At 41.0% G+C, this 22,297-nt stretch carries 24 protein-coding genes; 13 read left to right on the plus strand and 11 right to left on the minus strand.

Annotation, left to right across the window (positions count from 1 at the left end):
- Window positions 1-28 precede the first annotated feature (28 nt).
- A complete protein-coding gene (locus tag MHB69_RS17300; protein ID WP_070326108.1) occupies window positions 29-1,417 on the minus strand; it encodes an MFS transporter in 1,389 nt (462 codons plus the stop codon).
- A 196-nt stretch (window positions 1,418-1,613) separates the two neighbouring features.
- Between MHB69_RS17300 and MHB69_RS17305 the strand changes: the two genes are divergently transcribed.
- The 5 genes from MHB69_RS17305 (at window position 1,614) to MHB69_RS17325 (ending at window position 5,699) form a co-directional block, all read left to right on the plus strand.
- Window positions 1,614-2,462: a transporter substrate-binding domain-containing protein gene (locus tag MHB69_RS17305; RefSeq protein ID WP_342496246.1), complete on the plus strand. Its 849-nt coding sequence runs from the start codon at window positions 1,614-1,616 to the stop codon at window positions 2,460-2,462.
- 42 nt (window positions 2,463-2,504) lie between these two features.
- Complete coding sequence (locus MHB69_RS17310) at window positions 2,505-3,182, plus strand: amino acid ABC transporter permease (RefSeq protein WP_081338887.1); 678 nt, start codon at window positions 2,505-2,507, stop codon at window positions 3,180-3,182.
- Window positions 3,183-3,192: 10 nt separating this feature from the next.
- Entirely contained in the window at window positions 3,193-3,933 is a 741-nt protein-coding gene (locus tag MHB69_RS17315) for an amino acid ABC transporter ATP-binding protein (RefSeq protein ID WP_034281207.1), read from the plus strand.
- A gap of 191 nt (window positions 3,934-4,124) precedes the next feature.
- Window positions 4,125-5,333 (plus strand): ammonium transporter, encoded by a 1,209-nt coding sequence (locus MHB69_RS17320; RefSeq protein WP_034281208.1) that lies wholly within the window; start codon window positions 4,125-4,127, stop codon window positions 5,331-5,333.
- An 18-nt stretch (window positions 5,334-5,351) separates the two neighbouring features.
- On the plus strand, window positions 5,352-5,699 hold the full coding sequence (locus MHB69_RS17325) for a P-II family nitrogen regulator (protein ID WP_034281209.1): 348 nt from the start codon (window positions 5,352-5,354) through the stop codon (window positions 5,697-5,699).
- Window positions 5,700-5,783: 84 nt separating this feature from the next.
- Here the strand turns inward: MHB69_RS17325 and MHB69_RS17330 are convergent, their stop codons facing one another.
- Entirely contained in the window at window positions 5,784-6,680 is an 897-nt protein-coding gene (locus tag MHB69_RS17330; RefSeq protein WP_065214872.1) for a M23 family metallopeptidase, read from the minus strand.
- Between the two features lie 117 nt (window positions 6,681-6,797).
- Between MHB69_RS17330 and MHB69_RS17335 the strand changes: the two genes are divergently transcribed.
- The 5 genes from MHB69_RS17335 to rpsN all read left to right on the plus strand — a co-directional run bounded on the left by MHB69_RS17335 (window position 6,798) and on the right by rpsN (window position 9,755).
- The gene (locus MHB69_RS17335) at window positions 6,798-7,307 is read left to right on the plus strand and encodes a GNAT family N-acetyltransferase (protein WP_029706351.1); all 510 of its coding nucleotides are present in this window, start codon (window positions 6,798-6,800) and stop codon (window positions 7,305-7,307) included.
- Between the two features lie 166 nt (window positions 7,308-7,473).
- A complete protein-coding gene (locus MHB69_RS17340) occupies window positions 7,474-7,896 on the plus strand; it encodes a DUF5362 family protein (RefSeq protein WP_070326111.1) in 423 nt (140 codons plus the stop codon).
- Window positions 7,897-8,040: 144 nt separating this feature from the next.
- Complete coding sequence (rpmG, locus tag MHB69_RS17345) at window positions 8,041-8,190, plus strand: 50S ribosomal protein L33 (RefSeq protein ID WP_070326112.1); 150 nt, start codon at window positions 8,041-8,043, stop codon at window positions 8,188-8,190.
- An 82-nt stretch (window positions 8,191-8,272) separates the two neighbouring features.
- Window positions 8,273-9,469 carry a GTP-binding protein gene (locus MHB69_RS17350; RefSeq protein WP_070326113.1) on the plus strand — a complete coding sequence of 399 codons (1,197 nt, stop codon included), beginning with the start codon at window positions 8,273-8,275 and terminating at the stop codon, window positions 9,467-9,469.
- Window positions 9,470-9,485: 16 nt separating this feature from the next.
- Window positions 9,486-9,755: a 30S ribosomal protein S14 gene (gene rpsN, locus MHB69_RS17355; RefSeq protein ID WP_025093900.1), complete on the plus strand. Its 270-nt coding sequence runs from the start codon at window positions 9,486-9,488 to the stop codon at window positions 9,753-9,755.
- 253 nt (window positions 9,756-10,008) lie between these two features.
- On the opposite strand, the gene moaA is transcribed toward rpsN, so the two are convergent.
- Together moaA and fdhD are read right to left on the minus strand one after the other, a co-directional pair.
- Window positions 10,009-11,016 carry a GTP 3',8-cyclase MoaA gene (gene moaA / locus MHB69_RS17360; RefSeq protein ID WP_034281212.1) on the minus strand — a complete coding sequence of 336 codons (1,008 nt, stop codon included), beginning with the start codon at window positions 11,014-11,016 and terminating at the stop codon, window positions 10,009-10,011.
- A 10-nt stretch (window positions 11,017-11,026) separates the two neighbouring features.
- Window positions 11,027-11,815 (minus strand): formate dehydrogenase accessory sulfurtransferase FdhD, encoded by a 789-nt coding sequence (fdhD, locus tag MHB69_RS17365; RefSeq protein WP_034281213.1) that lies wholly within the window; start codon window positions 11,813-11,815, stop codon window positions 11,027-11,029.
- 134 nt (window positions 11,816-11,949) lie between these two features.
- On the opposite strand from fdhD, the gene MHB69_RS17370 reads away from it, so the two are divergent.
- Both MHB69_RS17370 and MHB69_RS17375 read left to right on the plus strand, forming a co-directional pair.
- Window positions 11,950-13,215 (plus strand): OFA family MFS transporter, encoded by a 1,266-nt coding sequence (locus MHB69_RS17370; protein WP_046312982.1) that lies wholly within the window; start codon window positions 11,950-11,952, stop codon window positions 13,213-13,215.
- Window positions 13,216-13,297: 82 nt separating this feature from the next.
- Window positions 13,298-15,646 (plus strand): FdhF/YdeP family oxidoreductase, encoded by a 2,349-nt coding sequence (locus tag MHB69_RS17375; protein ID WP_070326114.1) that lies wholly within the window; start codon window positions 13,298-13,300, stop codon window positions 15,644-15,646.
- Between the two features lie 51 nt (window positions 15,647-15,697).
- On the opposite strand, the gene MHB69_RS17380 is transcribed toward MHB69_RS17375, so the two are convergent.
- The 6 genes from MHB69_RS17380 to MHB69_RS17405 all read right to left on the minus strand — a co-directional run bounded on the left by MHB69_RS17380 (window position 15,698) and on the right by MHB69_RS17405 (window position 21,199).
- Complete coding sequence (locus MHB69_RS17380; RefSeq protein ID WP_070326115.1) at window positions 15,698-16,375, minus strand: VWA domain-containing protein; 678 nt, start codon at window positions 16,373-16,375, stop codon at window positions 15,698-15,700.
- Between the two features lie 83 nt (window positions 16,376-16,458).
- Window positions 16,459-17,157, minus strand: coding sequence for a VWA domain-containing protein (locus MHB69_RS17385; protein WP_065214878.1), 699 nt, complete (start codon window positions 17,155-17,157; stop codon window positions 16,459-16,461).
- Window positions 17,158-17,479: 322 nt separating this feature from the next.
- On the minus strand, window positions 17,480-18,505 hold the full coding sequence (gene spoIID, locus MHB69_RS17390; RefSeq protein ID WP_041115518.1) for a stage II sporulation protein D: 1,026 nt from the start codon (window positions 18,503-18,505) through the stop codon (window positions 17,480-17,482).
- 259 nt (window positions 18,506-18,764) lie between these two features.
- Window positions 18,765-20,072 carry a UDP-N-acetylglucosamine 1-carboxyvinyltransferase gene (gene murA / locus MHB69_RS17395; protein WP_024423722.1) on the minus strand — a complete coding sequence of 436 codons (1,308 nt, stop codon included), beginning with the start codon at window positions 20,070-20,072 and terminating at the stop codon, window positions 18,765-18,767.
- 32 nt (window positions 20,073-20,104) lie between these two features.
- Window positions 20,105-20,839: a YwmB family TATA-box binding protein gene (locus MHB69_RS17400; RefSeq protein ID WP_144496422.1), complete on the minus strand. Its 735-nt coding sequence runs from the start codon at window positions 20,837-20,839 to the stop codon at window positions 20,105-20,107.
- A gap of 129 nt (window positions 20,840-20,968) precedes the next feature.
- The gene (locus tag MHB69_RS17405) at window positions 20,969-21,199 is read right to left on the minus strand and encodes a DUF1146 family protein (RefSeq protein WP_024423724.1); all 231 of its coding nucleotides are present in this window, start codon (window positions 21,197-21,199) and stop codon (window positions 20,969-20,971) included.
- A 170-nt stretch (window positions 21,200-21,369) separates the two neighbouring features.
- On the opposite strand from MHB69_RS17405, the gene MHB69_RS17410 reads away from it, so the two are divergent.
- Window positions 21,370-21,846 carry a hypothetical protein gene (locus MHB69_RS17410; RefSeq protein WP_024426339.1) on the plus strand — a complete coding sequence of 159 codons (477 nt, stop codon included), beginning with the start codon at window positions 21,370-21,372 and terminating at the stop codon, window positions 21,844-21,846.
- A 42-nt stretch (window positions 21,847-21,888) separates the two neighbouring features.
- Here the strand turns inward: MHB69_RS17410 and MHB69_RS17415 are convergent, their stop codons facing one another.
- A complete protein-coding gene (locus tag MHB69_RS17415; protein WP_003214592.1) occupies window positions 21,889-22,284 on the minus strand; it encodes a F0F1 ATP synthase subunit epsilon in 396 nt (131 codons plus the stop codon).
- Between the last annotated feature and the right edge of the window lie 13 nt (window positions 22,285-22,297).

The raw sequence follows: 22,297 nt of genomic DNA on the forward strand, positions 1-22,297 counted from the left end.
GATAACGTGATGAAGATTCTTCTTCCACTTATCGCGCCGCTTTTTTTATTGGCTTTCCCCCTCTAACCATACTCGAAAAATAAAGACTGACACCAATGCCAATAAGAGAAATGATGATCAATGTCCAGCCTAACTGCGCAAAGTGAGCACCAGCAATTTCATCCCCAAACAGCATACCAAGCACAGCAGACGACAGAATAGAACCAAGGTAGCGGCATGTTTGAAAAAGTCCAGAGGACGTGCCAATCATGTGCTGAGGACTTGCCTTGAGCATCGCTGCTTGGAGCGCAACATTCCCAATCCCATAACTGAGCCCAAGCAGAGCTAGAACCAATCCTTTCCCCCATAATGGCGCAGGAATAAAAAAGAAAGTCATGGCAGACGCTCCAGCCAGCATCAATACAGCACTCGCTAAAACTGGATGGCGTTCATCCCCGCGATCCACCCACTTTCCAGTCAGCGGTGACACAATAATACTCACCCCTGACATACACAGCATAAAAAGACCCGTCATCTCCACACGCCAGCCTAACTCATCCTGAAAATAACTCGGCAAACCAAAAAAGAGACAATAGAAAAAGATATTTAAAATGATAAATTGCACATACACAAGTGACAGCCGCTGCTCCTCCCTGAACATCCGTATTTGAATAAACGGTTCATCCACCTGATACTCCCACCAGATAAAAGCGCCTGCACTCAGGAGACAAAGAATACCCTGAACATATTGAATGCCATCACCCAGTGATAATAAAAATGAAAGCAGGAGAACAATGCAGACGGTAAAAAGAAGCATCCCTGGCAAATCGAGTGTTCGCACAGTTTCGCCTATGCGGAGCTTTTTCTTCTTCTGCTCCTTCGGAAACAAAAATAGGCCGAGAAAGAAACTGATCAAAATAAAAGGCAGATTCACTAAAAAGACAGCCGGCCAGCCGCCAATGGTCATCAAAAATCCGCCAAGCGTCGGTCCAAGCGCCGTCATCGCTGAAGCAAAAATGGATAATACCGCTAACGCCGAAGCCTGTCTTTCTTGAATATGATCCCGAATGAGTCCGACCCCAGAAGGATAAATGGCACTGCTTCCCATCGCCTGTAACAAACGGATCACAATCAGCACCGCAAACGTTGGGGCAAACGGCGCGCAAATGGCTGAGACTGCGACAAGAACCAGACCGAATAAAAATAAGGTTCTCCGGCTCATGACATGATCCCCAATCCGGCCGCTCACCGGCTGCGTCACTGCACTGGCTAAATAAAAAGAAGAAATAAGCCAAGATACGGTCGTAAACGACAAACCGAATTCATGCTGAATTTGATGCAAGGCCAAAGAAATCATTGATGAATTCAATGGATTCAACATCGTGCCAAAGGCAATAGCGGTTAAAAAAACTTTTCGGTTGTCTCTCCACTTGTTCATACACTGACCTCCTTTTTGCAATCCTTTCGTTATTATGAGATTCATTTCCCCTTTTTACCCTAATCAATTCAAGTTCTCTCTTAGAAAAGCAAGACATACATTCTAAAAAGGACGATTGTTGGAATAACACATATAAAATTGAGAATATGAGGAACAAATGGTAAGATGCTACACATATTGAAAAGCCTACTTTCTCCTGATATGGAGAACGGCTGAAAAGGGGGAGAAGCTTATTATTAAAAAAAGACGGTTTTGGGTCCCAGCCCTTTTCTCGGTTGCAGTATTACTTCTGTCTTCGTGTGGTTCAAATGAAACAAATGGGAACGGAGATAAACGTAATTCTACAGCGAAAGGGTCGCCAATTTTGGAGGATGGAAAATTTATTTTTGCAGCATCAGGTGAATTTCATCCGTTTAGTTACATGGATGGAAATCAGATGTCCGGCTTTGATATCGACGTAGGCAATGCGATTAGTGACAAACTAGGTCTCGCACCTATACAGAAAAAATATAAATTCGCAGGCATCGTCGAAGGCGTGAAAGCAGGTAAATTTGATGCGGCAGTTGCAAGTCATACCATCAATGAGGAACGAAAAAAACACGTCCTTTTTTCTAAGCCATATTACTACTCTGGTCCGCAAATTTTCACAAGACCCGGATCAGACATTCAACATGCGGATGACTTAAAAGACAAAGAAATTGCTGTATCCAAAGGGTCGTCCTACGCTGATATTGCCAAGGAACATAGCGGGCAAGAACCAAAATATTATGATAGTGATGTCGTCGCCTTAGAAGCACTGGCTAACGGAAAACACGATGCAGTCGTGACAGATTTCGCCACAGGCGCAGAAGCGATGAAGAAAAAATTAAAAATCACAGCGCAGGAAAGACTCGGACAAAGTGAGCAGGCAATTGCTGTTTCAAAAGAAAATGAACAGCTCATAAAAGAGATCAACAATGCGATTGACGCACTAAAAAAAGACGGAACATTAAAACAAATTAGCGAAAAGTACTTTGATGAAGACATCACGGTCAAACAAGATTAAAACCACGATTGTGCGCCCTTTTTATAGGCGCACTTTCTTCAAATGGAGATGATTGTTTTGCCTACCCTATCACACTTTTTTCAGACACTCATTGATTCAAGAGGTATTTTCTTAGAAGGAATGCTAATCACCTTACAGCTGACGGTGATCAGCATCTTCATCGGTATGTTCATCGGGCTTTTCTTTGCTTTATTGAAAATATCCCGCATAGCCGTTTTCGGTTATATCGCCAATGCTTATATCTTTCTTGTACGCGGAACACCACTTATTGTTCAGATTTTCATCCTATATTTCGGCCTCACAGAATTGAATATACCCGACTTCTGGGCTGCTTCCATTGCGCTCGCCTTTCATAATGGCGCCTATATAGCCGAAATATTCAGAGGCGCCATCCAATCCATTGATCACGGGCAAAAAGAGGCAGGACGATCTCTTGGTATGGGTCGTTTTTTAACAATGAGGCGTATCATTCTCCCTCAAGCGATGCGGCGTGCTCTTCCCCCTCTTGGCAACCAGTTCATTATCGGCTTAAAAGACTCATCACTCGCCGCCTTTATCAGTGTCAATGAACTATTTAACATCGCCACCACGCAAGGCTCCAACAGCTTTGACAATATGACGTATTTACTTGTTGTAGCCGTCTATTACTTAGTTCTTGTCCTGCTGTTAACATTCGCTGTCCAAACCTTTGAGAAGAAACTATCAGCCAGTGACCAATAGGAGGAGAAGCATGACAGAATCAAAGGAAATCATTCGTGTTGAAAAACTCAATAAATACTTTGGAGAGCTTCATGTTTTAAAAGATATCGATCTCACCGTATATGAAAATGATGTGGTCGTCTTAATTGGTGCAAGCGGTTCTGGAAAAAGCACCTTGCTCCGCTGTATGAACTTTTTAGAAATAAAAAATGATGGAGATATTATCATTGAGGGCAGCCCTGTTCATCCAAAGCGAGATCAATTAAACGAAATGAGACAAAAAATAGGAATGGTGTTTCAGCATTTTAATCTTTTCCCGCACAAAACTGTGCTTGAAAATATCATCGAAGCGCCTGTTATGGTGAAAAAAACAAAGAAAGCGCAAGCCATCGCTGAAGCCAGCACCTTGCTAGAAAAAGTCGGACTTGCGGATAAAGCCAACGTATATCCTTCTAAACTATCAGGCGGCCAAAAACAGCGTGTAGCCATAGCCAGATCTCTCGCCATGAAGCCTGATGTCATGTTATTTGACGAACCTACGTCTGCCCTTGACCCAGAACTTGTAGGCGAGGTGCTGCAAACGATGAAAAGCCTCGCAAAAGAAGGCATGACCATGGTCATTGTCACACATGAAATGGGCTTTGCGAAAGAAGTTGCCGATCGTGTCGTCTACATGCACGAAGGCCGCATCGTCGAAGAAGGCGTCCCTTCGGAATTGTTTGATTCTCCTAGGGAGGAACGTACAAAACTGTTTCTCAGTTCCATTTTATAGGTCAAACGCCCTTCATTTTTAGTGCTTAACTTACGTTTTTGCTCATTTTTTACGAACTTTTCATCCATTTATATTGAACTTAACCAAAAACCATGTCAGATAAACTTCCATGTATATGTTATATATGACTTTTCTCTCTATAATGAAGAATTAAGAAAACAATAATTCTGAATGATTCGGGGGAATGCAGCATGCAAATGGGTGATACAGTATTTATGTTCTTCTGCGCACTACTCGTGTGGTTAATGACACCGGGTTTAGCTTTATTCTACGGAGGACTCGTGAGAAGTAAAAACGTGTTAAGCACAACCATGCACAGCTTAACGTCACTAGCGATCGTTTCAATCGTATGGATCGTATTCGGTTATTCCTTAGCTTTTGCACCAGGCAATGCATGGATCGGAGGATTAGACTGGGTGGGCCTGAAAGGCGTAGGCTTTGAGCCTGGTTCCTATAGTGAGACCATTCCACATTCATTGTTCATGATGTTTCAAATGACCTTTGCCGTCTTAACAACAGCCATCATCTCAGGGGCCTTTGCTGAACGGATTCGCTACTCAGCAGTCGTTGTATTTACACTCCTTTGGGTCACATTTGTATACGCTCCAGTCGCACACTGGGTATGGGGCGGCGGTTGGATTGGCGAGATGGGTGCGCTTGACTTCGCAGGCGGAAACGTGGTTCACATCTCATCCGGTGTTGCAGGTCTTGTCGTGGCAATTGTGCTCGGGAAGCGTAAAGAAGCAGCAAGCTCTTCTCCGCATAACTTGATCTACACCCTTCTTGGCGGAGCTGTCATCTGGTTTGGCTGGTTTGGTTTTAACGTGGGTAGTGCTCTTACATTAGACAGCGTGGCCATGTATGCCTTTATTAACACCAATACAGCTGCTGCTGCAGGAATCATCGGCTGGCTGTTAGTAGAGTGGATGATCAACAAAAAACCGACCATGCTCGGCGCGATCTCTGGAGCCATCGCAGGTCTTGTCGCCATTACACCTGCCGCAGGCTTTGTTACACCGTTTGCTTCTATTATAATAGGAATCATTGGCGGGATCGTCTGTTTCTGGGGGGTCTTTTCACTCAAAGCCAAATTTGGCTATGATGACGCACTGGACGCATTCGGCCTTCACGGAATTGGCGGTACTTGGGGAGGAATTGCAACAGGACTCTTCGCCACAACTTCTGTCAATGACGGCGGAGCCAATGGCTTATTTTACGGAGATCCCAGCTTACTTTGGAAGCAAGTGGTCGCGATTGTTGCCACGTACGCTTTTGTTGCCGTTGTGACATACGTGATCATCAAAGTGGTCAATGTCTTCTTCAAAATTCGTGCAACCGAAGAAGAAGAATCAGTGGGTCTTGATTTAACCATGCACGGTGAAAAAGCTTATCAAGATTAAAGAAAAAGGGGTGTCTCTATGAGCAAAATGTATAAAGTGGAGATTGTCACACGTCCAGCTAATTTTGAAACATTAAAGGTGGAGCTTGGAAAGATTGGTGTCACCTCGATTACCTTTTCAAATGTACACGGCTGCGGCTTACAAAAGGGACATACAGAGCTATACCGCGGCGTCAAAAAAGAAAGCAACGTGTACGAACGATTAAAGATCGAAATCGTCCTAAGCAAAGTACCTGTCGAACAGGTCGTTGAAACAGCTCAAAAGGTACTTCGGACAGGCGAACCAGGGGATGGGAAAATTTTTATATATGAAATAGCGAATACAATCAACATTCGGACAGGTGAAGAAGGACCTGCCGCCCTATAGTGTATCCTCCGCCGAGTGGCGGAGGATCTTTTTAAGCAGAAAAAACCTCTGCATATTTATATACACAGAGGACCTTGTAAAACATTAAGATTGTTTTGTTTCTTCTGACTGACTGCTGTCTTTAGAGGAATCAGAAGACTTTTCTTGATCAGAGGATTTCCCCTTCTCATCAGACTTTTCTTCAGATTTTTCTCCAGCTGGCTCTTTGGCTTTATCTTCAGCAGCAGGTTCCTTCGTTTTTTCCTCAGTCTTTGGCTGAGCAGGTTCTTTTGCTTGTTCCGTCACTTCTTGCGCTGCTTTTTCAATTGTAGAAACAGGCTTGTCAATGAAGCTAAGCGGATTAAGCGCTAAACCTTCCATACGAATTTCAAAATGTACATGGTTGCCGCTTTCAGCACCATATAGATTTTTACCAGCAGCACCAATGACATCATTCTGCTTGACTTCATCGCCTTCTTTGACACTCACTTGTGACAACGATTGATAAACAGTCGATAATCCATCTTCATGTTCAATTTCAACAACGTGACCGAGGACTGGATCTTTTTTCGCTTGAACCACTGTTCCACTAAGAGCAGCTGTGACGTCAAACACTTTGCCATCTTTATCTGCAAGATCAATACCTTTGCTCAAGGTATAGGTGTTATTATAGTTTACAAGTGCTGCTTCTTTTTCTTTTTGGTCAGCATCTGCTTCATAGAACTTTTTCACGACAGAAACATTATCAGAATTCTGGACCGGCATTGCGACATTTTCAATTGGCTTTCCAACTTCAACGGCATCATCGCGCTGTTCTTGCCCTGTTTGATTTCCATCAGATAGTTGGTCTTTTACATCTTTTGATACAGCTTGATACCAAAGAACGGCTGTTAACACGACCGCTGCGCTGACCAAGTAAATAGCAGGGAATACCCAGCGCTTACGGAAAAATTGCTGAACTTTTGTGATTTTGGAAGTACGTTTCTTTTCTTCCTCTCTCATTTTTCATCACCTCAGCAACATTCTGAACACTTTTCAAAAAATATATACACACGAAATCATTTTTCTTTTTATTTTGCGCAATCGCATCAATAATATGTATGATAAATGAAAAAAAAGATGGGGGACTTAATTGTGAAAACTTTCAACCGCATAGCAACAGAAGATGACCTCAAAGCCATCGTTGATATATACAATTCAACCATTGCTTCAAGAGAAGTGACCGCTGATACAGAACCAGTTTCTGTCGAGGACCGCCGGCAATGGTTTTTGAATCATTCCGAGAAAAGACCTCTCTATGTGAAAACAGATGAGGATGGAAATATCTACGGCTGGCTGAGCTTTGAAACGTTTTACGGAAGGCCTGCATACAACGGGACCGTTGAAATGAGTATCTATTTAAACCAAGACTATCGAGGAAAAGGCTTAGGATCACTTTTCTTGCAAGAAGCCATTGATTTAGCACCCTCATTAGGCATTCGAACGTTACTTGCCTTTATTTTCGGGCACAACGAAGCCAGCATTCGACTATTTAAAAAGCACGGCTTTGAGACATGGGGCCACCTGCCACGCATCGCAGAAATGGACGGCAGCAGATACGATTTAGATATCCTAGGAAAAGAATTATAAAACGAGCGTCTCCCTGAAAAAGAGACGCTTTTTTTATGACGCAAGTAACAGCTGTAAAAAAAGTGAAGTGAAGAGAGAAACAATTGAATCAATCAACATTCACTCTTCCTAAAGCACTACTTACTCAAGTATGATAAAGAGTGAATACATAAAGGAGTGAACACCATTGCAACAAACTGAGAAAATCATTCAATCTCTTCATTCAATCGTAAAGTGGGGAAAGGTTGGTAGTATCTTTCTCTATATTTCAGGCGGTCTGGCTATTCTTATTGGTTTTTGGCTTGTTCTTCCTGCAGCCCTTGGCGTCTTCCTCATTATGATGGGGATCCATGTACAAAAATCTGTAAAAGCAGCTGAACACTTGATTCAGGCTCCAGATGCTTCTTACGAAGAATTATTAGAACAGTACGCTAAGATGATGAAAATGCAAACACTGTTTGCCATTTCAAGTATTGCCGCAGTTATTCTTTCATTCATTGCTATCGTTTTGATACTTATACTAGGCGGGTTAGCCTTCCTTCAAGAAATTCCTTATGATGTCCAGCAGTATGAAGGTGATTACGAACAAGAACTCGGTGACTTTTATTAATGGAGAGGGGTATCAATAGTCATTCGATACCCCTCTTGTTTTTATCATTTGACTTGGATCATTCTCCTATGCTTGACATTCAGTCTTGATCATTTTAAAATACAAATCGTAACTATTACGAATTAAAGGAGGATCCTATTACTTATGCGCGTGAATATTACGTTGGCCTGTACTGAAACAGGTGAAAGAAACTACATCACAACAAAAAATAAAAGAACGAATCCTGACCGATTGGAGTTAAAAAAATATTCTCCTCGATTAAAGAAATATACCCTTCATAGAGAAACAAAATAAATTTTTTATATTATAAATCGTAATGATTACTTTTTAAGTGAGGCGGAAAACAAAATGATCGTTTTCAAAAGGACAAAAACAAATGAATAAGCGTGTACCTGTTACAGTATTAAGCGGCTTTTTAGGAGCAGGAAAAACAACGATATTAAATCATGTTCTTCAAAATCGCAAAGGATTAAAAGTGGCTGTAATCGTCAATGACATGAGCGAAATTAATATTGATGCAGAACTAGTCAAACAAGGCGGCGAGCTTTCTCGATCAGATGAGAAACTCGTTGAATTATCTAACGGCTGTATTTGCTGCACTTTGAGAGAAGACTTGTTAATCGAAGTAGAACGCCTTTGTAAGGTGGGTAATATTGATTATATTGTCATTGAATCAACCGGAATTAGTGAACCAATTCCCGTCGCTCAAACGTTTTCTTATATTGATGAAGAAATGGGTATAGATTTGACCCGCTTTTGCCGTCTAGATACGATGGTCACAGTAGTAGATGCAAATCGTTTCTGGACTGATTTCCAGTCAGGAGAGAGTTTATTAGATCGTAAAGAAGCGGTTTCCGATGACGACGAGCGAGAAATTTCCGATTTACTCATTGATCAAATTGAATTTTGTGACGTGCTTATTATCAATAAATGTGATCTAGTATCTCCCTCTGAATTAGATCGACTTGAGCATGTGCTGAACAAACTACAACCAGAAGCATCTATCATCAGAACCTCAAAAGGTATAGTACAGCCAGATGACATTTTGAATACTGGTTTATTCGACTTTGAAAAATCAAGTGCTTCTGCTGGGTGGATCAAAGAAATCAACGCAGGACATGTTCAGCATACACCGGAAACAGAGGAATACCAAATTTCATCTTTTGTTTACGAAAGAAGACTCCCTTTTCATACTGGCAGACTGAATGCTTGGTTAGATCAAATGCCTGAGCAGATCGTTCGTGCGAAAGGTTTTACTTGGCTTGCCACACATCATGATTTAACCATTTTAATTTCACAAGCTGGGAAATCTGTTGCGATTGAACCAATTGCATACTGGATTGCTGCTTTGCCTGAACAAGAAAAAGCACGGATATTAAATCAGGAACCAGAGCTTCTAGATGAGTGGGACGCAGAGTTTGGTGATCGCCATACAAAACTTGTGTTTATCGGTGTTGATTTACCTAAAGCAGAAATCATTCGTACTCTTGATCAATGCTTGCTTACACCTGAGGAATTTGATCAAGATTGGACTACATTTGAGGACCCCTTTCAATGGAAAATACAAAATTAGGCCAGGAGGGTTTTAATTGGCAAAGAAATCTAAGATTGCTAAAGAAAAAAAACGACAGCAGCTTGTATTGAAATATGCAGAATTAAGAAAAGAGTTAAAAGAAAAAGGTGACTATGAAGCTTTACGAAAATTACCTAGAGACTCTTCCCCTACCCGCTTAAAAAACCGCTGTGAATTAACGGGCCGTCCCAGAGGTTATTTACGAAAATTCAAAATGTCTAGGATTGCTTTTCGTGAGCTTGCCTATAAGGGTCATATCCCTGGAGTGAAAAAGTCGAGCTGGTAAAGAATGATTTGATCTTATCACAGCACTCGTAAAAGTAAAGCCGCACACAATGAGAGAAAATCTATTTTCCAATCTTATCTCAATCTTTTTGAAGTGCAAAATAGCAATTTAAAAACCAGCAGAGATTCTGCTGGTTTTTATAATGACTGAGTTCATAAGATAAAATGGCCTGTTTTCAAAAAAGGATTTTCAGCAACGATTATGACATTTTTTCTTCTTTTCAAAAATACATGATCATGATACTTTGTTGTCATTAACCACCGATGTATGACATCTCAACCTTTTTCTGATCTTTTTTCTGCTCTCTCTCGGCTGAATATTGGTCATGTCTATTCGACCATAATTCCTTTAACCTGTTCGTTAATTCTTCATTATCTTTTGTCGTACGAATCATCTGTTTCAGATCAAAACCTGATGAAGCAAACAGACATGTAAACAATTCCCCCCTTGCAGACAACCTTGCTCTGTTACATGTTCCACAAAAAGCATCTGAAACGGAAGAAATAATACCTATCTCTCCTGAACCATCTTTGTAAAAAAATCGTTTGGCTACTTCACCTGTATATTGAGGAGGTTCTGGTTTGATAGGATATGTTGAATCAATTAATTCAATTATTTCTTTCTTTGTCATGACATGTTCTAGATTCCATTTATTCGTATTACCGACATCCATAAATTCAATAAATCTGAGAACGTGTCCTTCTTTTTTGAAGTAAGCTGCCATTGGTAAGACATCCTGATCATTCACACCTTTTTGAACAACCATATTAATCTTGATAGCAAGTCCAGCCTTTTCTGCAGCCTCAATACCATCAAACACTTTTTGGATAGAAATATGCCTTCCGTTCATTTGCTTAAAACGGTCGGGATTTAATGAATCTAAACTAATGGTGACTCTATTGAGACCAGCTCTTTTCAACTGATCAGCATATAAAGGTAAAAGTGTTCCGTTGGTTGTCATCGCAATGTCTTCAATCCCTGGAATGTTTGCGAGCTTTTCTATTAAGACAGGCAGATCCTTCCGCATTAACGGTTCTCCGCCCGTGATGCGTATTTTTACCACACCTAGGTTCTTTACAAAAAGGGTAGCAAGTCGTTCAATTTCTTCGAAACTAAGCAGTTCTTCTTTTTTCAAGAAAGGATAATCCGGTCCAAAAATTTCAGCAGGCATACAGTACGTACATCTAAAGTTACAGCGATCAGTTACTGATATTCTTAAATCGCGCAATGGTCGATGTCTTTTATCTAAAATACTGACCATACTTTGCCTCCTATTCTGTAATACGATGAGGATGCGTGTAAATGTTAAAGGATTTTCCTCTGACGAATCCAACTGTCGTAATATTTAATTCTTCTGCCATTTTAAGCGCCAGCTCAGTAGGTGCTGATTTTGAAATGACGATAGACACTCCTAGTTTTGCTGCCTTCAATAGAACTTCTGACGATATCCGGCCGCTAAAAACAAGGATTTTATCTCTAAGTGGAATTCGCTGAAGTAAACAGTATCCATAAATTTTATCTAAAGCATTATGTCTTCCTATATCAGTTCTAGTGATGAATAGCTTCTCTGTGTCACACAGTCCAGCATTATGCACTCCGCCAGTATGTTGAAATAATTGGCTTTCTTCTTGCAAACACTTCATGAGATGCATACAGGTTTCAGCAGAAATACTGATTCGATCAATGGCTGTTTTTGCCGTCTTCACATCTTGAAGGAAATAAAAGTGTCTTCCTTTCCCGCAGCATGAACCAATCACTCGTTTTGTAAAATCTGATGAATCAAATCCACTTGAGTGAACTAAATCAACATAGGCAAAACCCATACTTTCATCTATTGTAAACCTTTTAATCTCTTTTTCAAATCGAATGACCCCTTCTGAAGCCAAAAAGCCGATAACCAATTCTTTCAAGTGCTCTGGTGAACAAACAAGGGTCACAAATTCTTCTCCATTTACCATCACAGTTAAAGGATATTCTTCTACAATTTCATCAGTTTTGCAGGTAAACTGGCCTTCATTGTATTGGTGTATGACTCGTTTCTTTTTAACAGAAGGATTCATTGTATGATCTTCCTTTCAATGCAAATTTAGTTATATGATCCAATCAAATTGTGATATTATTTTAAAAAGTCATAAAAATGTAACATATTTCTATCTTATCAAACTTCTTGACTGCTTTATATGGGGGGAACAAAATGAACAAATCGAAAAATCGCTGGCTCATCGCAGCAAGTGCTGTAGGAATTCATTTATCTATTGGGTCTGTTTATGCTTGGAGTGTTTTTACGAATCCTTTACATGAAGCCTTTCAGTGGTCATTAACAGAAATAAGTCTCACCTTCAGTATTGCTATTTTATTTTTAGGTTTATCTGCTGCTTTTATGGGACATTTCGTTGAAAGGTATGGTCCAAGGGCATCGGGGCTCTTCTCAGCTATTTTCTTCGGCATCGGAATGACTGGGTCAGGATTCGCTGTCCACATGTCATCACTGCCTCTCCTCTATTTATTTTATGGTGTACTCGCTGGAATAGGGTTAGGGGTAGGCTATATTGCACCTGTATCAACTCTAGTCAAATGGTTTCCGGATCGAAGAGGTCTTGCAACCGGCTTAGCCATTATGGGGTTTGGGTTTGCTTCTCTTATTTGCAGCCCAATTATTCAATATCTCATTGAAAAAGTGAATATCGCAAATACTTTTTATATTCTTGGAATCTCCTATTTTATCATCATGGTGATCTCATCTCTTTATTTATCACCACCAACACCTGATGACGTCAAACAATTTGATGTATTCAAAACAAAGAAAAGAAAAATCCCTCAAGATTTATCACAGCTTACAGCAAATGAAGCGATCAAAACAAGACGTTTTTATTATTTGTGGCTTATGCTTTTTATTAATATCACATGCGGAATCGCTATTATTTCAGTAGCGTCACCTCTTGCTCAAGAAAGTGTCGGGTTCACTGCAGGTGCTGCAGCTACTCTTGTGGGCATTTTAGGTGCTTTTAATGGTTTAGGACGCATTGGCTGGGCATCGTTTTCAGATTATATAGGAAGACCGAATACGTATACGATTTTTTTCAGTATCCAGCTCATTGCTTTTCCTTTACTCCCCTATTTAAAAGAACCGTTCATCTTTTCAATCGTCATGGCGATCATTTATACGTGCTATGGAGGAGGATTTGCTTCAATTCCAGCCTATATTGGGGATTTGTTTGGTACAAAGCAGCTTGGTGCCATACATGGTTATATTTTGACTGCTTGGGCCGCTGCGGGATTAGCAGGACCACTATTTTCATCCTTCATCCGAGATATAACAGGTAATTACACACAAAGCCTTATGGTGTTCTCTGGCTTATTTTTCATTGCTTTTATCATATCACTTCTGATTCGAAAGGATATTCAGCAGCTAAGAGAAAAAAACCTATCTGCTGCTTCCTCTGTCTCAGCCCGATCTTAATTTGAATTTGACAGAATCACAATCTAAAGGTAATTTTTAGATATGAAAACGCTTTACAAAGTATTAGGAGGGTGATGATCTCATGGGGAAAACAAAACATAAGGGGCCTGTTAAACTCAATAAAAAACCCTCACCAAAGCTATGGGCGTCTTTTGTACCAATGGGGCTTGGCAAAGTGAAACCGAAACACATTCGAGATACGATGAAAGTGGCATGGGAGAACAAAGATAACCTTCCCTACGCGTACCGTATTTTAACGCAGGGTGTTTGTGACGGCTGTGCCCTTGGCGTCTCAGGACTGTATGATCAAACGCTCGCAGGACCTCATATATGCACCACAAGACTAAATGTGCTTCGTCTTAACACAATGCCAGCTATTGATCCAAAATGGTTTGAAGATATTCATCAGCTAAAGCAAATGGACAGCACCTCTCTTCGCAAGCTTGGGCGGATTCCTTATCCATTGATCCGAAAAAAAGGTGACAATGCCTTTACACGAATTTCTTGGGATGATGCACTAGATCAAATCGCAGCTAAAATCCAATCAATTGATAAACGGCAGCTTGCTTTCTATTTAACCGCCAGAGGAATTACAAATGAAGTTTATTATACGGCTGCAAAGGCTGCTCGATTTATAGGGACGAATCATATTGATAATGCTTCTCGCATTTGCCATTCACCAAGTAAAACCGCTCTTAAACGGTCCCTTGGCATCGGTGCTTCCAGCTGTAATTACAGTGATTGGATTGGAACGGATGTATTAATTTTTTGGGGATCTGTCGCAGCAAACAATCAGCCTGTTTCCACTAAATATATGTACGCTGCTAAAAAGAAGGGAACAAAAATTATCGTCATCAATCCGTATAAAGAGCCTGCTATGGAAAAGTATTGGGTTCCTTCTATTCCAGAGAGTGCTTTATTCGGTACAAAAATTGCAGATGATTTTTACCAAGTCAATATAGGCGGAGATATTGCGTTTATGAACGGTGTCATCAAGCATTGGTTTGACATGGAGCAGCATGCTCCCCATTCGGCTCTTGATCACGAATTTATTCAAAAACATACAACAGGCATACAGGATTTAAAGCAGCATGTCGCACAATTGAAGTGGGAGGACCTAGAAGCATCATCAGGTTTATCAAAAGAAAGAATGAAGGAATTTGCGACACTTCTTGCCAATGCTAATTCAGGCATTTTTATTTGGAGTATGGGCCTTACTCAGCACCGCTTTGCAACTGATAATATATCACAGGTTGCCAACCTTGCCATGCTGCGCGGATTTATCGGCAGAAAACATTGTGGTGTCATGCCAATTCGGGGGCATAGCGGCGTCCAAGGTTCTGGTGAAATGGGCGCTGATCCATTCGTTTTGCCGGGTAGTGATTTTGATGAAGAGAATATTGAAAGAATCGAACGTATATGGGGGTTTGACATTCCTAAATGGCATGGTGACACCATTGGGCAATCCTTTGAAAAGATGGCTCTCCCAAAAGACCATCCACAAAAACTCAAAATGCTGTTTACGAGTGGCGGAAACTTTTTAGAAACGATGCCAAATCCGGAAGCGATCGAAAAAGCATTATCTGAACTTGAACTCCGTGTTCACCAAGATATTATTTTGAATACCTCTACGCTGGTAGACGCTGAAGAGGCGGTGATTGTGCTGCCTGCTATGACAAGGTATGAACAACCAGGCGGCGGCACATCAACCAGTACGGAACGCATGGTATATTTCAGTCCAGAAATTGAAGGACCTCGTATTGAGGAAGCCAGAGCGGAATGGGACATTTATGTTGATCTTGCGAAAAGAGTCCGGCCAGAAGATGCCGAGCTGATACATTTTGAAACAGCTGAAGACATTCGTCGTGAGATTGCGGTCGCCAACCGAAATTATGATGGCATCCAGCATTTACGTCACAAGGGAGACGTTTTTCAATGGGGAGGCGCATGGCTTTGTGAAGATGGCGTGTGTCCAACACCAGACGGCAAGGGACATCTTCTTCCTGCCCAGCTGCCTCAATATCGAAAAACCGAAGGACATTTCAATATCACGACAAGAAGAGGAAAGCAATTCAACTCCATGATCTACAGTGAAAAGGATGCCTTTAATGGTGGAAAACGTCATTCTATCCTAATGAATGAAGAAGATGCAAAAGAGCTTTACGTCCAAGAAGGTGATCCAGTTGTTCTCTTTAATCAATATGGATCCTATCAAGGAGTGGCTCAATTCGGAGAGTTGAGACGCGGCAATATCGCAGTTTATTGGCCGGAAGGGAACGTTTTAATTCCTAAAGGTGTGTATGAGAGCTACTCACAGATTCCCGAGTATAATACGGCTGCCATATTAGAAAAAGCCGAAACCTTCCATGCAAGAAAGGATCAGCATTATGTGGAGAAACGAATTGATGAATTAGAAACGACTTTGAATTAATCGTCAACTTAAAAACAGCTGGGGTTGTTTTCCCCAGCTGCCATTCACTCTCTACCGACCAAAAGCGCTCGCTTCCTGTTGAAGAATATGGTTCAATTCTTCGGCATTTGCAGCCGGTTGATATTGTCCTCCACCCGCTTTTGCAACAGATTTAAGACTTTTTGCTTCCTTTTCATTCACATCGAAGCCAATGATATTGACGATTGTATCTATTCCGTCTTCATGTAATTCCTTTGCTGCTTGTGAAGGGCTTCCACCACAAGTTTCTTCACCATCACTGACAACATAGACAATATTTTTCCCTTCAGCTTGGTGATCTTCAAAATCTTGTTTCGTATCCGTTAATGCTTTTGCAAGTGGTGTCCAGCCAGTTGGCTTATACACATTCAGTGCTTGCTGAAAGGTTGATGGCTCATATGCTCCAAATCCGTAAACAGCTTCAGAACTTGAACAAGAAACAGCTTTCCCTGCATTTTTATTGGTTCCTTCATGACCAAACACACGAAGCAGAACTTGTGTATCTTCTGATAAAATGCTCGCAAAGCTTTGAATAGACCGTTTGGCGATTTCAATTTTCTTTTCACCTTCAACTGATTGTGCCATGCTCCCGCTTAAATCGAGTAATATCACCACATGCGCAGGCGGCTCCTGTTTTGTTACAGCATGAGCTGGTGAAGAAAGAAGCAGGACAAGACTAGCCAAAATGGTTAATACGATGTTTTTTTTCATCAATAAAAACCTCCCTTTTTTACTTTTGTACAGAAAAAGAGAAACGAAAGCATGAATCAATCGTTTCCCTTTTGTTCAGCAAGTTATTCGTGTAGTTTTAATGATTCTGCTGAAAAGATAGAACCCATTTCTTTACCAGTGCTTGCTTGGTAGTAATGGCCTTTACCAGCTTTGGCTACTTGCTTCAATTGACCTTCATAGCCATCGTTAAAGTCTAATCCGATCACATTTACAACAGTTGATCCTTTTGAGTTATGCAATTCTTTTGCTACTTTTACTGGATCTCCGCCACAAGTTTCCTCACCATCAGTGATTAAGTACACAATATGCTTTGTTCCTGCAGTAAGCTGCTCATCCGCTTGCTTTGCATTTTCAAGTGCACGTGCAATCGGTGTCCAGCCAGTTGGCCCAAGTCCGTTTAAAGAGTTTTCGAAGCTGTCCTTTTCATAAGGCTGTACGCCGTAAACGCCTCTAATGACTTCACATGATTGAGCTTTACCTGAATTTTTGTTGTTTCCTTCAGAACCAAACAAGCTCATACGAATTTTAGCGTCTTTTGGAAGTGACTGAGCAAATTTAAATACCTCTTGTTTAGCAAGATCAAATTTGCGCTCTCCCTCAACTTTTCTTGCCATGCTTCCACTTGCATCAAGCAAGATTGTGACTCTTACATCTTTATTATGTTTTTTGACTGTAGATGCTTCTGCAAATACTGGTGAAGAGATTGACATAGATAATGTCAATACAGCTAAGGTTACGAGTGAGAATACTTTTTTCAACATAATTTTCCTTCCTCCTTATGTATTTGATTGAAACATCTTAATCGTAAATTATTCTGTCTTGGAATGGTATAGGACTCGGTCCCTTTTTCTCTTTCATCAAAATCACTAAAATTCTGTCAGATGTCTAGATATTTTCACCTAACACACCCATTATTCTCTCGTTTTCTCTGTCTTTCGAGGGACTTTGTATCAGCCATCAGTTCTTGTCAGGACATAAATGTTTAAGATTTCCTGGTCTGCGTCTTAAGTCGCGATTTGACACATTCTGTTCAAATCTCTTTGAACACACAAAAAAATGCCTCATTTCTGAGGCACCTTTGCTTTATTTTTTAGCCATATACGTGTTGAGAAAACGATCGGCTGATTCGATTTGAATTCCTTTATAATAATGCTTCACGATGGCATCTACTTTTTTGCCTGCCTGCGCCATATAATGCGCACCATATTGACTCATGCCTACACCATGACCATATCCTTTTGTTGTAATGACAATCTGCTGGCCCTGGCGTTCCCATGTGAAGTCCGCTGAATGAAGGCCTAGTGATTCTCGAATGTCTCGGCCTGACATTGTTTTACCGTTGATCACGGCTTTCGCTACCTGATTTCCTGGTGTCCGTTCTACAATCTGTCCGACCTGAGCCTGCTGAGTGAGCGTCACACCTAATTTTTGCTGAAATTCACTGACCGAGATGGTTTTCTTATTTTGAAATTTTGGCGATTTTTCGTCCCATTTACTTGAGACACTTTTCAAATAAGGGATTTCGTTTTTCCAATAGGCTTCGGCATTTTCCGTTTTTCCGTTACTTGTTGAAAAGAATGAAGCATCAATTGGTTTCTCGTCATAAGTCAGCACTTTTCCTTGTGTGCTGGCGACAGCTTCCGTGACCTTTTTTAATTTCCAATTGTACGCTTTCCCCCAAATTTTCTTGAGTTCCTGTTTGTTTTTGTAAACTTGGAACATTTGGGTATCATCTACAAGAGAGCCCTTAGGTGATTTGACAGTCTTATCACTGATCATTTGTCTGACGATATACGTTCTTGCTGCGAGCGCCTGTGCCTTGAGTGCTTCCATTTCAAAATCAGCTGGCATTTCAGATGCTACGACACCGATCACATACTCTTCTAAGGGGATGTTTTCTACCTGCTGATGAGCTGAGCGATAGACGGGGATAGCGACGGGTGATTGCTTCAATTTGACTGAACCCTTCACTTCTTTTTTAACTGATGGTTCTGCTGCTACGTGCTGGCTGGCCGCCGGCTTCCCTTGGAACGTCGGCAACACAAGTAATGTTGGAATCATTAAAATGATGATGCATATTCCTGCGATTGTCCATATCATTGGTTTCATATTTGGCTGCCCCCATTTGTCATTGAATCTCTTTTATCCTATGGGCAGGGACAAGCTAATATGACAGCTTCTTTCATTTAGTGGACAAGTCTTTTATGAAGGTATGGGCCTGTTCTTAGAATGGATTTTACTGTTCGTCTGTATGAATAAAATTTAAGATGGTTGGATACACTAATGATAAGCTTCGTGAAATGAGGCATTCTATGATTCTAAAAAAAAAATCAGCATGCCCCAATGGACACACTGATTTCTTTCATGATTAAGCGTTCAGATCTGATACAACTTGTTCTTGTGTCACATCTGCTGATTCATCGTTTACTCTTTCAATATCTGCACCGATTGCTGCAAGCTTTTGGTGGAAGTTCACATAACCACGGTCAATATGCTTCAACTCAGTGACACGTGTATGACCTTCTGCCACTAATCCAGCAAGTACAAGTGCTGCTCCTGCTCTTAAATCAGTCGCTGCCACTTCAGCACCTTGAAGTTGAACCGGCCCATTGATAATGACAGAGCGACCCTCAATTTTAATATCGCCATTCATGCGGCGGAATTCTTCAGCATGCATAAAGCGGTTTTCAAACACCGTTTCTGTGATCATGCTTGTTCCGTTCGCACGAAGCAATAGCGCCATCATCTGAGATTGCATATCCGTTGGGAACCCAGGATGCGGCATTGTTTTTAGATCGATTGGCTTGAGCTCAGATGGTCCAATGACTCTTAAACCTTCTTCTTCTTCAATGATCTGAATACCCATTTCTTCCATTTTTGCCACAAGTGATGTCATGTGCTCTGGCACTGCGCCTTTTACAAGAACATTTCCTTCTGTAATGGCTGCTGCCACCATGAAAGTACCTGCTTCAATTCTGTCAGGGATGATGTTGTGTTTTGCACCGTGAAGTGTTTCCACACCTTCGATTTTGATTGTACCAGTACCAGCACCGCGAACCTTACCGCCCATGGCATTGATGTAGTTTGCTAAATCAACAATTTCAGGTTCTTTTGCTACGTTTTCTAAAATCGTTGTTCCTTCAGCTAATGCTGCTGCCATGATGATGTTTTCAGTTGCCCCTACACTTGGAAAATCCAAATAGATTTTTGCACCTTTTAAACGGCCTTTTACTTCAGCCTCGATGAAACCATTACCTACTTGAATTTTAGCTCCCATTGCTTCAAAGCCTTTTAAATGCTGATCAATTGGTCTTGAACCAATCGCACAGCCTCCAGGTAATGCAACTCTTGCATGACCTGTTCTTGCTAAAAGTGGTCCCATGACAAGCACGGATGCTCGCATTTTACGGACATACTCAAACGGAGCCTCAGTTTCTAGTGCATGAGATGCATCAACTGATACTTCGTTATTTTCAAAATGTACTTCTGCTCCTAAATGACGTAACACTTCATTGATTGTATATACATCGGAGAGCGTAGGTACATCACAAATTACGCTTTTTTCTGTACTTGCTAACAAAGATGCAGCGATAACTGGTAAAACGGCATTTTTTGCGCCTTCTACTTTAACTGTGCCGTTTAACTTTTGACCGCCGCGGACGATGATTTTTTCCAAGGTCTTCCCCTCCGCGTCCCAAATTCTCTATATTAATATTCAGTCGTTACGATTGGTGTGCCAACCGTAATCGTATGATTTTCGTTCATTTCCGAACTTCTGATGGCAATTTGAACATTCATTTTATCATTTGAAGTCATAATGAACTGTTCCCACTTATCTGTGTAAGCGGAAAGCGACACAAAATTAGACTCAACGAGATACTCAACTGGTTTTGCTTGAAATTCATTTGCTAACATTTCAGCTTTTTTTTGCAAAACAACATCCATCATACCATTTACATGACCATCGAGACAAGTAAAAATTACAATTTTCTCTTGTAATATGCTTTTTGCATGACGTACGAACTGATCATATGTATGCTCCCAGGTATTCAGTGGGCGAGCACCTTTTTGCTCATATAATAAATACGACTTTTGATTGGATTTTGTGTCGGTCTTCACGAGTAAAATTTTCGATTCTGTATCATTTTTTTCATCTTTGTAAATTCCTGTGACTTTGGTGACATGTTGTTCTTTTTTTTCGGTCCACTCATACTGTCGTAGTTCGTCTTTCAAACGTTTCACTTTTTTTGAAAATTGTTCGGATGAAATATCTGCATTTGTCTTGGCATGAAGGGTCCATCCATCGACTTCAATTTGCTGGTTTTTTAGACCTTCTGCTATTTGAGCGAGCGGGGAAGATTCTTCCGCACGAACACCTTGAATCATCAGAACAAAAAAAAGAATAAACGCAAATAATGGCCAACCTTTCAAATACTTTCTCACTTGTCATTCCCCCTTGCTACAAGTGTTGCCGCAAGGAGGTCAATGCATACGTGGAAAAGTCAACAAAAGGCGAGCCTTTTGACCCTTCTTTTTACGTTCCCGCAGAAGGCTGTGACCAAACCTTTTATGTTAGAACATATAAGGAATTTGTCTCGAGAAATTTAAGTAATCAAGGAAGAAATTGCTGACTGCAGATGCGATAGCAATGGTAATGAGCATCATCAGCAGCCTTGCTTGAACGATTTTCCCTTTTTTAATGAGTGGATCAATATTTACAGCAAGCAGTGCCCACCATGTAACCGCGATAAAAAATAGGTGGATCACAATGCCCACGATTGCTTGTTGTCCTACGTCTTCCATACAGTTGAATCCTCCTTTTATTTATTTCTGTAAAGGAAAACTCCCTTTCATTATATCCTCGAAAATCGGAAAGATGAATCATTTGGAAAAAAGAGCTACATTTAGTGTGAATCCCCTCTTATCCTGATGCCAAGGAGATGATATACTGCGTGTGGAAGGAGCTGAACACATTGAAAGATTCTTTTCCTGACTTTGTTGATTTGTACGGAGAATTGGTTCCCTCATTTGATCATGAATGGGAGGCCATTGCTTTCTACTTTGATTATAGACAGACACAGCTAGAAGAATTAGCACAATTGTGTCATTTTCATAACATTTCTTTGGATTACTCTGAGGAAAGCTTGTATCAGTTAGAATCACTATACTTTGATGCATTGACCAAGCAGCTGTTCGCTGAGTGGAAAATGCCGATAGATGCATTAGAAGCGATGATGAGTGTGTATATAGGAGAGGTTGTCATCCGTCATCATTCAGATGCTGACTGGGTGGTGCGGCCTTATATGGATTCTCCGCACAAATATACGCTTGGCTTACGCAGAAATAATAAAACATGGCATTGTAGTACGCAATTTTGCGAGCACTTATATCTAGAAAAGCAAGCATCTCATCCTTATGTGTCGATGTATCAATCTCTCATGTCATCCTAAAAAAAATCCTTCTTATCACAGTGATAAGAAGGATTTTCTGTTTTATTTCCCTGCTACATTTAAACGGTTTAACGCCCGTTTTAATGCGAGTTCCGCCCGGCGTACATCACTTTCATTCGGGTGGTTCAAATGCTCTTCAGCACGCTGCTTCGCTGATTTAGCACGATCGACATCAACTTTATCTGATGTTTCAGCGGCCTGAGCAAGAATCGTTACTTGTTCAGGGCGGACTTCAACAAATCCGCCACTTACTGCAACCAATTCAGTTGATCCACTATGTTTTAAGCGAACTGCACCGATTTTTAGCGGGGCAACCATTGGAACGTGGCCAGCTAAAATACCAAGCTCACCGCTTTCTGCTCTTACACTGACCATTTCCACATCCGCTTGATATACTGGGCCGTCGGGAGTAACGATATTGACTTGAACGGTCTTCATGCTTTTACCCTCC

It is taken from the genome of Bacillus sp. FSL K6-0994 (assembly GCF_038630815.1).
GTDB classification, from domain to species: Bacteria; Bacillota; Bacilli; order Bacillales; family Bacillaceae; genus Bacillus; species Bacillus safensis.

Bases quoted from the DNA above. Each gene is read 5' to 3' on its own strand.
- MHB69_RS17315 (WP_034281207.1), top strand. From the start codon at position 3,193: ATGACAGAATCAAAGGAAATCATTCGTGTTGAAAAACTCAATAAATAC.
- fdhD (WP_034281213.1), bottom strand. From the start codon at position 11,815: ATGAATCCTTCTGTTAAAAAGAAACGAGTCATACACCAATACAATGAA.
- MHB69_RS17330 (WP_065214872.1), bottom strand. From the start codon at position 6,680: ATGAGAGAGGAAGAAAAGAAACGTACTTCCAAAATCACAAAAGTTCAG.
- MHB69_RS17380 (WP_070326115.1), bottom strand. From the start codon at position 16,375: ATGAAAAAAAACATCGTATTAACCATTTTGGCTAGTCTTGTCCTGCTT.
- MHB69_RS17405 (WP_024423724.1), bottom strand. From the start codon at position 21,199: ATGGAAGACGTAGGACAACAAGCAATCGTGGGCATTGTGATCCACCTA.
- MHB69_RS17310 (WP_081338887.1), top strand. From the start codon at position 2,505: ATGGAGATGATTGTTTTGCCTACCCTATCACACTTTTTTCAGACACTC.
- MHB69_RS17325 (WP_034281209.1), top strand. From the start codon at position 5,352: ATGAGCAAAATGTATAAAGTGGAGATTGTCACACGTCCAGCTAATTTT.
- moaA (WP_034281212.1), bottom strand. From the start codon at position 11,016: ATGGTCAGTATTTTAGATAAAAGACATCGACCATTGCGCGATTTAAGA.
- MHB69_RS17375 (WP_070326114.1), top strand. From the start codon at position 13,298: ATGGGGAAAACAAAACATAAGGGGCCTGTTAAACTCAATAAAAAACCC.
- MHB69_RS17350 (WP_070326113.1), top strand. From the start codon at position 8,273: ATGAATAAGCGTGTACCTGTTACAGTATTAAGCGGCTTTTTAGGAGCA.
- rpmG (WP_070326112.1), top strand. From the start codon at position 8,041: ATGCGCGTGAATATTACGTTGGCCTGTACTGAAACAGGTGAAAGAAAC.
- MHB69_RS17385 (WP_065214878.1), bottom strand. From the start codon at position 17,157: ATGTTGAAAAAAGTATTCTCACTCGTAACCTTAGCTGTATTGACATTA.
- spoIID (WP_041115518.1), bottom strand. From the start codon at position 18,505: ATGAAACCAATGATATGGACAATCGCAGGAATATGCATCATCATTTTA.
- MHB69_RS17370 (WP_046312982.1), top strand. From the start codon at position 11,950: ATGAACAAATCGAAAAATCGCTGGCTCATCGCAGCAAGTGCTGTAGGA.
- MHB69_RS17320 (WP_034281208.1), top strand. From the start codon at position 4,125: ATGCAAATGGGTGATACAGTATTTATGTTCTTCTGCGCACTACTCGTG.
- MHB69_RS17415 (WP_003214592.1), bottom strand. From the start codon at position 22,284: ATGAAGACCGTTCAAGTCAATATCGTTACTCCCGACGGCCCAGTATAT.
- MHB69_RS17300 (WP_070326108.1), bottom strand. From the start codon at position 1,417: ATGAACAAGTGGAGAGACAACCGAAAAGTTTTTTTAACCGCTATTGCC.
- MHB69_RS17335 (WP_029706351.1), top strand. From the start codon at position 6,798: ATGGGGGACTTAATTGTGAAAACTTTCAACCGCATAGCAACAGAAGAT.